Raw genomic sequence first — 11,338 nt, 5'->3', positions numbered from 1 at the left:
TCGACGAGCCAGACGATGTCGCTCGTGAGCTGGGCCATCTGCGCGGCAGTCAGGGCGATGCCGGGGGTCAATCCATACTGCTTGGCGAAGGTCACGCCCGCGTTCATGAGCGCGGTGTACTCGTCCTGGTCGCTGGTGTAGCCGTCCAGATAGCGGTAGCCGGTGAGCTGGGCGATCTGCTCGCGAATGAGTTGCTGCTCATAGAAGCCGTCGCCCAGGCGCTTTTGCACCGTGTCGGGATTGAAGCCCAGGGCGTTGAGCAGATAGTCGCTGCTGAGCCAATGGCGATAGCCGGCGAAGCGCGGATCGGTCTCGATCAGGTAATGGGCGGTCGCGCCCGGCTGGGTGCGAAACAGGCTGGCTGTGGGCAAGCGGGTCTCGGGCGTGCTGGTGCGAACAACCATCGGGATGCTGCGCGAGCTGCCGGATTGGCCCGAGGCGTCCACCGCGCCTGCCGTGCCTGCCGTGCTGCCGCTGGCGCTTCCCGCCGGGTCCGCACCGGCCGCGCCGGCTGCTTGGTCGGCCACAGGGGCCGCTGCGTTGCCGCTGGCGGCTGCCGAACCGTTGACCGCGGAGGGCACTTCGATGACCGTGCCCGGGCCATTTGCGCTTCCGGCCGAGACGCTGCCCGTACCGCCTGCGGAGCCTCCAGGCGCGTTGACAAGCGGCCGCCTTCATCCTCGCCTCGCGATCGATGATTTGTCGCTAGTTGTCGAGCGCGCCCCTATTGGTTTTTTTTCCACGAAGTCCGTAAGCGACACGTCTATGGTTTCGTCAGTTTCTTCGTAGCCTTGTGGCTTGTTGTAGTCGTACTGCAGATCGAATTTTCCGTCGGGGCGCAGCGTGAAGGTCAGCCCCCAAATTCTCTGGTTGGTTGTCCGCAGCAGGTCATCTCGTAAAAAAAGACAAGCCTCTTGAAGTTCGAAGACGTCCATTCCGATGGGAAGATCGCTGTCACCTTTAGGGGTGGATTGAGTGGTAATGACCCCGCCACAGTTCTTACTAAAAATTGGGCAGATCGCAGTCAGGGAAGACCATCCGGGTACGGCTTTCCGGAACAATACTGCTGCAATCGCCTCATAGGCTTTCTCGCGCGATGCAATCATTTGATCTTTCACTCGGAGGCCCGGCGTTGACGGTCTTGGCAGGGTCCGAATACTGCGTCAGAGGGTAGAGAGGCGGCGCCGATCGCCAGGGCGCCACTGGGATTGGTGACGTAGATGCGATCGACGCACAATGCACTTCATTCGGCTACGGACCTGCTGCCCCATCGTCGGGAGAGGCTATCAATTCCAGTCGTTGAAGACTAGCTTGAATCTTCTCGCGCTCGAGCAGCGTGGCGCGTCTTCCTTTATCAATGAGTTCGCTGTTGATGGTCTCAAGCTCAACGACGATCGGGAAAATCCTCTCTTCCCAAATCTCCCCTCCCACCACATGCCCGACCGCCTCTACCCGACGAACGAGGGCATTAAGGCTGATCAGCTCGTTTCGATAGTCGGCTACCACTTGCCGGACGAGAGAAAGCTGACGTTCAAGAAATTCGTTCATATGTGGATCATCCGTTAGCGTGTTATGACTGTGATTACCCGGCCACTGTCGTTGTCAGTAATAACGACCAAGCGACCATCATTGCTCGTGTGCGCGGTACGCGAATCGGGGTACGTTGCGTCAGGCTGTGCCCGTCCGTTCTGAATCGCATCTTCAACCGGAGCTGGCGTCACACCTCGTCCTTGCATTTGATCCAGCGCGTGACCGCTATATTCCCGGCCCCCGATAGCGGCCGGTGCATTTGTGCCCCTGGGGACGTCCATTGGCGCTCCACGTTGCCCGCTCGGAGTGCTTGGGTCCTTTTCACCGCTCGTCGCTTGAGCGACTATATGGAAAATTTCGAAAATCCCCTGCACACTGGGTGGCAGGACGATTCCGTCTAGGACACCAAGCGAAGGCAACGAAGTCCCGGACCCGTACGTATCGGACTGCGCGTTGTAGCCTCCATTTGAGCCTCCGACGTTCCCACCGTCGACCGCTGCACCAGCAGCAAAACCACCGCCAGCGATCGCGCCGGCATTCGGCAGCAGGAACTGGAAGAACACATCCTGCGTGCCTGCGGTACCGTCAGAAGGAGCCCGGTCGTAGCTCTGGCTGTAGGCGTTTTCAATTCGGTCGTAAAACTGCTGCAAGTATTCCAAGGCCGAGCGCTGTTCATCCGTCAATTGCGGGCTTTTCAAGGCGGCATCGAACTGGCTGTTCACAAGCGCTTGCCGAGCTGCTGGAGTCATCGTTGCCGTGTCGGGAGCAGAGGAAGACGCCAAGAGGCTGTTCAACAGGTCTATTACTTTGGTGCCCCATTGCGAGCTCATCTGAATCGCAATCCCAGAGGCGGTAGATGTAATCTGCACTTGCGCCTGCACATCGCGCATCAGCGCATCGACGTTGCTATTCGCGCGGGCCAGGGAATTGGGGCCGTCTCCGGTGCGAATCGTCGTCGTACCCGCGATGCCCGAGATACCCGAGGTGGTCACGCTGGACTGCGTACCACTGGCGCTGCCGTACCCCACGCTGCCGCCAACGCCGGTCCCGGCCGCCCCGCCGGCTGCGCCGAACGCAGCGCCGTTGTAGGTCAGTCCGAGACTGCCGCCACTGGCGCTGCCGGCATCGACGTTGATCACGTCTGACATCGTCAAGCTGCCGGTCTTGAACGAGTTCAGGTTGCTGTCCATGGCCGCGTCCGTGCTCGCAATCGCGCCGCCCGTCAGGTTGGTATTGCCCTTGACGTTGACGTCGAAGCCGCCGTCGCCCGCCTGGATGCCGGACTGCTCGGTGACGCTCGCATAGGTGCCGTTGCCGCGCGAGCTTCCACCGCCGACGCTTCCAACGACAGGGGCGCCATAGCAAAGGTACACACAAACGCTCGCATCGAAGCCCGACGAACTCTGATTGCTCCTGTTCGTGCTCGTGTCCTGCAAGCTCGTGATGTCGAGATTGCCGCCGACGTTGACCGTCACCTGCTCGCCCGAAACGACGGCACCCTTCAGGATTGTGTCGCCCCCGCTGTTGATGGTCACGCGGTTATCGGCATCGATATAGGTGTTCACCTGATTCACGTCCGTGCCGCTGCCGCTGCCCCTGGCTTGACTCAGGCTCCCTTCGAAGACCAGGCCGTTCTGTGCGCCGTAGCTCAATCCGACGCCCGCGCTCTGTCCGCTGCTCCTGTCGCTGGACGCCCGGTTGATCGTCTCCTGCGCGGACTGCAAGGTGACGGCGTTGTCCGCGCTGAGCGTGACGTTCTTGCCGTCGATGCTGGCGGCCGTCGCGGTGATGTTGCTGTCGCTACCGCCACCCGTCGCCGTAATGGTCACGTTGCCGGCCCCGGAGATTGTGGAGCCGATGGGGGTGCGAGATGTCCCGAGACTCAGGGAATCGCTTTGAGCGTGGCTCAGGTCCACGCTGACCTTGGCTCCCCCAAAATCACCGCTCGCGACCTGCTGGGCGGCCCCATAGGCTTGAACACCGGCCGTCGCCGCGCCAAGCGCCTGCGCCCGGCTGTCGTTGGTCTCGCCCATCGCAGTGGCCGTGTTGTTGATGCCCTTCAAGGTGTCGTAAAGCGGCACGGTCACGCTACCGCCCACGGCCACCTGATTGGCCTGGGAATGCTGTGCGCGGGCCGCGGTGTCGTAGGCCTCGTTGATCACGACATTGCGCGCTTCGATGTCGATGTTGCCCGCCGTGCCGTCCGCGCCGGCGCCCAGTGCCAGCACATCGCTGGCGGTCTGGGTGTATGTGCCGCCCGCACTCAACGAAACGTTGCCATTCAGGCTCGCGACCTTGCTGCCGACTTGGTTGGTTTCGATTTCAGCGCCCTGATTCGCCGAGGTGGTGTGGCCGATGCTGGGGTTGAACATCGTTCCCACATTGCCGGAGGCGTGATAGGAATTGGTGGCGCGGCTGTCGGAGGTCGCCTCGGCGCTCTGGATGGTCAGATCGCCAGCGGCATGAATGCCGATGTCGTTGTCCGCCACCACGGTCGAGCCGGTGACAGTCGTGTTCCGTCCGCTTTGAATGGTGACCGAGCCACCCGAGAGCAAGCTGCCGTTGACGATGGTGCTGACGTTGTCCGCACCCTGTGCGCCGTTGCGATTCGTCAGCAGCGTGGCGGCGACAGGGTCCGGGGCCCCGCCCAAGGTGCCGAGAGCGCCCGGAGCCCCGAACACCTTGGCGATTCCGGTGGGCGAGCGCTGCTCGCTGACAGCCATCGAAGTCGTGCTGGTGCTCTGATCCGAGACGATGTTGACATCGCGCTTGGCGCTGATGTTGAGCTGATCCTGGGCGGCCACGTAGCTGCCCGAGATCGTGGCATCGTTGCCTGCGTCGATCGTGACGTTCTTGCCGATGAAGCTGCTGCCCATGGCGTTGTCGGTGTGCGATTCAGCTTGCACGCCGTGGGCGGTCTTGCTGAGGAGTGATTTGTCGGTCCATTGCGACGCATAGCTCAAGTCTGAGGTCGCCCGGCCGGCCTCGATCAAAACGTCGTTGTCGGCCTTGACGATCAGATCGCCCGCCGCGCTCACCGAGGCCTGCTTCGCCGTCACATTGTGACCGGCATCAAGAATGACATCGCCTCCGGCGGCGATGACCGAACCGACCTCGTGCGATTCGGATTGCGCGACCGCGGTGGTCCGCGAGCCACTGCTAACGACAGCAGCCGATGATCTGGATTCGGTGACCGTGCCGAGATTGATGTCACGGCCCGCGTTGACGAGGGTCCGACTGCCGTCGCCGGTGTTCGCCAGGATGCCGCCAATCACGTTGACGTCGTTGCCTGCACTCGCCACCAGCGTGCCCCCGGGATTGGTCACGTAAAGACCTGCGACGCGATCTATGACGGTGGAGCTGGTCAGGGCACTCGTCGCAGAGCTGGTCGTGGTGCGCACATTGATGTCGTTGCCCGCCTTCAGGCTCAGAGCATCTCGCGCATCGACCGTCCCGCCAATGACATTGATGTCATTGCGCGCGTCCAGCGCCACATTGCCCCCCGAGATGCGCCCGCCCAGGTTGTCGATGTTGTCCGCGTTGATGGACACGAGCGAGCGGCCGGCCACGGTGCCGCTGTTGGTGAAGTCGCCTTCACCCGCCTTGTTCTTGATGCTCAGGCGATCAGCCGCCAGCAGCGCGCCGGAGCCGTCGATGTCACCGGGCTGCACGCGCACATACACCTGCGGCACGAGCACCTGCTGGGTGCTGCCATCGGGCAGGGTCACGGTCTGCTCGACGAGCCAGACGATGTCGCTCGTGAGCTGGGCCATCTGCGCGGCAGTCAGGGCGATGCCGGGGGTCAGTTGGTACTGCTTGGCGAAGGTCACGCCCGCGTTCATGAGCGCGGTGTACTCGTCCTGGTCGCTGGTGTAGCCGTCCAGGTAGCGGTAGCCGGTGAGCTGGGCGATCTGCTCGCGAATGAGTTGCTGCTCATAGAAGCCATCGCCCAGGCGCTTTTGCACGGTGTCGGGATTGAAGCCCAGGGCGTTGAGCAGGTAGTCGCTGCTGAGCCATTGGCGATAGTCGGCAAAGCGCGGATCGGTCTCGATCAGGTAATGGGCGGTCGCGCCCGGCTGGGTGCGAAACAGGCTGGCTGTGGGCAAGCGGGTCTCGGGTGTGCTGGTGCGAACGACCATCGGGATGCTGCGCGAGCTGGCCGACTGGCCCGACGGCCCCGTGCGTTCGCGCAAATCTGGGGTAGCGCGCTACAGAAAGCTCACATTCATAGTGAACTTCCAATAAGTCCTTGGGTGTGCCCGAATCTACAGATCTGCTGCCGCGAGTTCCTTGCGAATCCGCACGTCTTCAACGTTGCCATCAGGCCAGACCCACCGCTTCCAGTTAGTGATCAGCCAATCTTTGGATATTCCCGTCCCATCTAAAACCGCGTCGGGTGGAAATTCAACGTAAGGATTGATTCCAGCACAGTAGCCCGTAATTGTCATGAGAGCGACCGAAGCTAGTCGGCGTCCACCATCCGGCAGCCCACAAACCATCATGACTACTTCAGACTCAAAAGGTGAGTGAGAAGGAAACTTCAATAGATAGCCTCGGTGTAGTGCAGGATTCTCGCTGTCCACCAGCTTTTCCCAGTCCATCATTTCACCCTCAAGTCGTGACCGCCGGATGCATCGGCAATTTACAGTCCGACCGCCGCGAGTTCCTTGCGAATCTGCACGTCATTAACGTTGCCGTCAGGCCAGACCCATTTGTTCCAGTTGTCGATCAACCATGTTGTGGACACGAAATGTCCGTTCGCCGACGCCTCTGAAGGTAGAACCTGAAAACAGTTGATGCCGGCCTTGTGCCCCGTGATGGTCAAACACCTTTCGGAAGAACTCTCCGGCCCCTGGCAGATCATCATTAAAACTTCCGCTTCAAACGGGTAGGCAGCCGGGAACTTTAACAACATGCCTCTGCTGATAAAGGGTTTCTCGTATGCAATTAGTTTTTGCCAATTTTTCATTTCATTCTCAGATCGTGACTGCCGGGTATTACGGCCCTTGTAGATCATGAGGTGGGGTCCGGCATCAACAGCACGCCATTGGTGCTGCTGATGTGCGTTCCCTTGATCGTGATGTCGTTCTCGGCCCGAGATGCGCCCGCCGAGGTGGTGATGCGGTCCCGCCGTGCGCGGAAGCCGAGCCCTTCACGCCCAATGCCATCCCGATCATCGTTGCGGTGCCGTTTCCGCCCGCAACATCCCGGCTCGTCACGCCATGCCGGCAGCATCTATCAGCGCAGCCTCTTCACCGCCGCACGGGGAAAAGGCGGACGCCTTGGAAATGTCACGCGCCGAAGGTCAACTTTCCAATCAAAATTGCACTCTAACGGTGTACTCAGGCCCTAGCTCATTTCTTAGTAGTTCCACCAATCTAGTTCCTTTTTCTCTAAACTCAAATTCTTCACGCTCACTTTTAAATCCAGAGTTCTTCGGATTATCCGCGTCAAGGGTTCGATCATATTCTTCAGCCCAGCGTAGAAGTTCTTCTTGAATATCTTGAGATATTGGAAGACTGGATGGATCTATATTTCCGACCTCCGAAAGATCTGCCCTCCAAAGAGGAGAGCAAAAATAATCTGCCATAAGCTTTATAGTTTTCATTTCTACTTTCCCGCTGGATTTGCGCCAACAATAAATCCGTTTTTGCCCACGGTTATCGCAATTCTTTGAGTTTGTCCATTAATGGTGGTCTCGTATATTGGCCTTCCAAGCCCGACTCCCTGGTAGCTTACGATCTTCCCATCGCTCAAAGAGATTCGGAATAGCGAGTTTCGGCTATAGGATTCTTCACGACTCGCCGGAGTGCTGCCACGTCGAACCTCCTGGACATGCTTCCGTCAAGAACCAGAGGCCGCCGTTCATATCGATGTCATTCGATGGGAATGAGCTTCTGAATTTTGCAACTTGCTCCTCAATCGTCCCACCCATAGGTTGATGAGTTTTCATATGGATCAGTTTGATTCGCCCCTCTTCGAGCAGTCGCTTCACAACCCACAGAAATGCATCGCGGCGATCACCAAAAGAAGAATAGTCGTGCCTCAACCTTCGGGTCCCATTTGGATGCTCGAAGAAATCCCATATGGCGTCGAGTTCCATGTCTTCGCAACCATCGGCGATGAATCTGAGTTGGTCGTTTGTCAACATAGCGTCTCACTTGAACTTAATTTCGACTCGATCGCGAGGGGCGACTGCCGAGACCTGGGGATTGTCTTTGACGTCGACGGTCCATCGAGCGTTACGGCCAGAGGCACCGATCTGGGAGTTCGACACCGTTCGCAGGTTAATCGTGGTTCCGTCCCTCGTGGTCACCGACCACACATTGGGCGGATCGCCCGCTACCGGCACAAGCGGGGCGCCTCCCGTGAGATCGTTCACATAGGCCTTCGCTTGCGCTTCCAACTGCGCATCCGAGACACTAGTCGTATTGAAGACCTTCGTCGTTCCGGCTTTGTTGCTTTCTGCCGTCGCCGTATACGCTTTCCCCCCAAGTGAAATCTCTTCGATCGCGACCTGTTTGCTGAACAGCGCGGCCAGTTCGCTGACGCGAGCCTGAACCCCCAGATAGGACATGGCCGGGACAGAAGCGTCCGCCGCCGCTGTTGCTGCCGCGTTGGCAGCGCCAAGGCCCTGCGCTACGTCTAACGCGCCGGTCCCCACCTTCACTGCCACATTCGCCAGGGCCACCCCGCCCTTAGCCACGGCATCGGCACCCGTAAGTACGGCGCCCACCTGCCAAATCAGGTTGCCCAGGTCTTGCCCCAACTGCACTGCATTTTGATCGCCCCCGTCGGTCAGGGCGATCGCCATGCGGTCGAGCTTGGCATCCAGCTCTGCAAATGTCTTGTCACCCAATTGCTCCCGCAATTCCGGACTGTTGATGATCTGCCTGAGACCGTTCAGGCCCTCGATCGGATGAGCTAGGAACTCACCCAAAGCCTGGATGTCACTGAGTCCCGCATCCGCCAAGCCCAGGCCGATCCCCGAAGCGGTCAGCACATCTTGCTTCACGCCGATGGCGGCCCACTTGGCCGCGGTCTGAAGCGCCTCCAACGGCGTTTTTGCTGCGGCGAGCTCTTGCTTTGCCTGTGCTACCTGCTTGGTCGCCAGCCAGTTGTTGGCGGCTGAATTGGCACCGGCTTGGCTCGCCTGGTTGATCTCGGCCGCATCCAGTCCTGCAACCGCTCCTGCAATGCCGCTGACCATGGCGGCGAACTGAACGGTGTCGCCTTGCTGGTTCAGGGCGCTCGGGTCGTACAGGCCGGCTGCAAGCTCGCCAATGGCCGCACCCAACGCACTCGCACCGCAACTTCCGTCCGTGCGAGCGGCACCGACTGCACAGCCCGCGATGGCATGCGCGAGCGCATTGGCGATGCTGCCCGGTTCTATGTTGCGGCCGATCGCGAACGCCCCCTGCGCCGCGACGGTGTCCAGAAACGCACCCTTCAGGCCTTCCGCGAGGTTCCGCTCGAAGCTCCCGCCGTTGATCGCCGTGCCGATCACCGCCTTTGCCGCTCCCGCTGCCAAGTTCTGCCCCAGTTGGTCGATGAAGGGCTGGGCACCGCCGCGCACCGTCGGCAAGCCCGTGGGGTTCAGGTTCAACCCACCCAGCACACCGCCCGTGGCGATCGCCGTCAGCAGGTTCTTCACGTTCGAACTCGAACCAAGCTCGTCCAGTGCCTTGCCGATGTCACCCTGGTTGTTGATCAGCGCGACGCTGGCTTGACCGGCCAGAGCGCTCACGCCGGCCGTCACCGCGCCACCCACTACAGCGCCCGTAGTGCCGCCGCCAACGGCGCCGCCTGCCGCAGTCCCCGCGCCGTTGGCCGCCCCCCAGGAGAAGTAGCTGACCACCACCGTCACGATGGCAGCGCCTTCGGGCGTCAGCCCTTGCTGGCTGTAGTTCCAGTCCTTGTGCGCCTCCTCGACCTTCGCCCAGTCGACCTTGCCGCTGAGATTCGGATCGTTCTGAAGCTGCTCTATCCAGCCCATGCCGGGCAGCTGGGCGAGCTGCTCGATGCTGTCCCGCGCGCCCACGCCGGCCTGCACATGGTTGGCGCTCACGGCCAGACTGCCCGCGTTGAACTGGTTGTAGTTCGTGGTCTGGTCGGTGGTCCCCTTGTCCTTGGCCTTCTGGTACATGAGGTCCCGGCCCTGGCTGGTCTCCTGGGTGCCGTGTTCGGTGGCCTGCGTGCCCAGGACCAGGGTGTCGGCCTTCAGAGAGAGCTCGCCAGGCGTGCTCACCGTGGTGCCAGCCATCGCGAGCGTGTCGTCGGCCGTGATGTTCACGTTGGCGCCGTTGAGCGTGGTGCGCGCCAGCGAGGTGTCCGAGATCCCTGCCTCTTGCGCCATCTTGGCATTGAAGCCCGTGCTCGGGTCGCGGTACCAAGTCTCGCTGCCCAGGTTCAGGTCATTGCTCTTGTGGGCGATCGCGAGCGACTGGCCATCGACTGCCGCGTGGATGTCGACGTTGCCCCCGTGGATGGTGATGTCCTTGGCGGCATCGACCTGCACGCCCTGCAGCGTGACGGTGCCTCCTCCTTGAAGCAAGACACCGCCCTGGCTGCTCTGGATGGTGCTGGCCGATGCGGTGTTGCTGGAGACCTCGATGCCGGTGCCGGATCCTTTTTTGACCGGGCCGACGATGGGCAGGCTTCCGCCGCCGAAGCCGATGCCCCGGGTCTGGGTGTCGGTCTCCAGACTGGCGCTGGAGGTATTGCGGCCCTCGTAGACCGTGAGGTTGCGTCCGGCGTCCACCAGCACGCCATTGGTGCCGCTGATGTGCGACCCCTCGATCGTGATGTCGTTGTTGGCCGTCATCGCCACCGTGCCGCCCGAGAAGCTGCTGCCCACGCTGGTGGTGCTTTCCGCGCTGCTGTTCGTGGTCGTGGTCGATTTCTTGAAGGTCCCCTTGGTCGTCGTCTGCTTGCCCTGGATGTCCAGTTGCGTGGTCTGCCCGGCGCCGATGTTGATGTCGCGGTCCGCATGCACCAGGAGCAGGCCGTCGCCGCTGGAGACGGTGGCTTGGCGGGCGTTGATGTCGTTGCCCGCGCTGAGGACCGTCGTGCCATGGGTCGTGATCGTGGTTCCGGTCTCGCGGCTGGTGGCCGAGCCCACGTAGTCCTTGGGGCCGGTGACCGCGAGGTGTGATCGGCTCTCGGTGACCGTCCCCAGATTGATGTCCCGCTTTGCCGTGATCGAGGTCGAGCCACCCCCCTGGTTCTCGATGATGGCGCCCACGAGGTTCACGTCGCGCCCGGCGCTGGCGACCAGTGTTCCGCCTGGATTGGTCACATAAAGACCCGCGACGCGATCTATGACGGTGGAACTCGTCAGGGCACCCGTGGCGGAGCTGGTCGTGGTGCGCACGTTGATGTCGTTGCCCGCCTTCAGGCTCAGAGCATCGCGCGCATCCACCGTCCCGCCAATGACATTGATGTCATTGCGCGCGTCCAGCGCCACATTGCCCCCCGAGATGCGCCCGCCCAGGTTGTCGATGTTGTCCGCCGTGATCGACACGAGCGAGCGCCCGGCCACGGTGCCGCTGTTGGTGAAGTCGCCTTCACCCGCCTTGTTCTTGATGTTCAGGCGATCGGCCGACAGCAGCGCACCGGAGCCGTCGATGTCCCCGGGCTGCACGCGCACATACACCTGGGGCACGAGCACCTGCTGGGTGCTGCCATCGGCAAGGGTCACGGTCTGCTCGACGAGCCAGACGATGTCGCTCGTGAGCTGGGCCATCTGCGCGGCAGTCAGGGCGATGCCGGGGGTCAATCCATACTGCTTGGCGAAGGTCACGCCCGC

General features: G+C 61.4%; 10 protein-coding genes. All 10 read right to left on the bottom strand.

Going from position 1 to position 11,338, the window contains the following annotated elements; genetic code table 11:
• Positions 1 to 527: hypothetical protein (locus AC1DMA_RS29955; RefSeq protein ID WP_478146454.1), on the bottom strand; the 527-nt coding region annotated here is incomplete at its 3' end.
• A 147-nt stretch (positions 528 to 674) separates the two neighbouring features.
• The gene (locus tag AC1DMA_RS29950) at positions 675 to 1,106 is read right to left on the bottom strand and encodes a hypothetical protein (RefSeq protein WP_478146453.1); all 432 of its coding nucleotides are present in this window, start codon (positions 1,104 to 1,106) and stop codon (positions 675 to 677) included.
• Positions 1,107 to 1,251: 145 nt separating this feature from the next.
• On the bottom strand, positions 1,252 to 1,548 hold the full coding sequence (locus AC1DMA_RS29945; protein ID WP_478146452.1) for a hypothetical protein: 297 nt from the start codon (positions 1,546 to 1,548) through the stop codon (positions 1,252 to 1,254).
• 14 nt (positions 1,549 to 1,562) lie between these two features.
• Positions 1,563 to 5,669 carry a hemagglutinin repeat-containing protein gene (locus tag AC1DMA_RS29940; protein ID WP_478146451.1) on the bottom strand — a complete coding sequence of 1,369 codons (4,107 nt, stop codon included), beginning with the start codon at positions 5,667 to 5,669 and terminating at the stop codon, positions 1,563 to 1,565.
• Positions 5,670 to 5,795: 126 nt separating this feature from the next.
• Positions 5,796 to 6,134 carry an Imm45 family immunity protein gene (imm45, locus tag AC1DMA_RS29935; protein ID WP_478128957.1) on the bottom strand — a complete coding sequence of 113 codons (339 nt, stop codon included), beginning with the start codon at positions 6,132 to 6,134 and terminating at the stop codon, positions 5,796 to 5,798.
• Positions 6,135 to 6,172: 38 nt separating this feature from the next.
• A complete protein-coding gene (gene imm45 / locus AC1DMA_RS29930) occupies positions 6,173 to 6,547 on the bottom strand; it encodes an Imm45 family immunity protein (RefSeq protein WP_478146450.1) in 375 nt (124 codons plus the stop codon).
• Positions 6,544 to 6,765, bottom strand: coding sequence for a hypothetical protein (locus AC1DMA_RS29925; RefSeq protein WP_478146449.1), 222 nt, complete (start codon positions 6,763 to 6,765; stop codon positions 6,544 to 6,546). The genes imm45 (AC1DMA_RS29930) and AC1DMA_RS29925 overlap by 4 nt, the downstream gene beginning before the upstream one ends.
• A gap of 82 nt (positions 6,766 to 6,847) precedes the next feature.
• Positions 6,848 to 7,138 (bottom strand): hypothetical protein, encoded by a 291-nt coding sequence (locus tag AC1DMA_RS29920; protein WP_478146448.1) that lies wholly within the window; start codon positions 7,136 to 7,138, stop codon positions 6,848 to 6,850.
• Positions 7,139 to 7,324: 186 nt separating this feature from the next.
• A complete protein-coding gene (locus AC1DMA_RS29915; RefSeq protein ID WP_478146447.1) occupies positions 7,325 to 7,633 on the bottom strand; it encodes a hypothetical protein in 309 nt (102 codons plus the stop codon).
• Between the two features lie 54 nt (positions 7,634 to 7,687).
• Positions 7,688 to 11,338 (bottom strand): DUF637 domain-containing protein (locus AC1DMA_RS29910; protein WP_478146446.1); only part of this gene is annotated, 3,651 nt, incomplete at its 5' end.

The organism is Variovorax sp. 05N34, from assembly GCF_056397405.1.
This window is presented reverse-complemented; position numbering and strand designations above follow the sequence as displayed.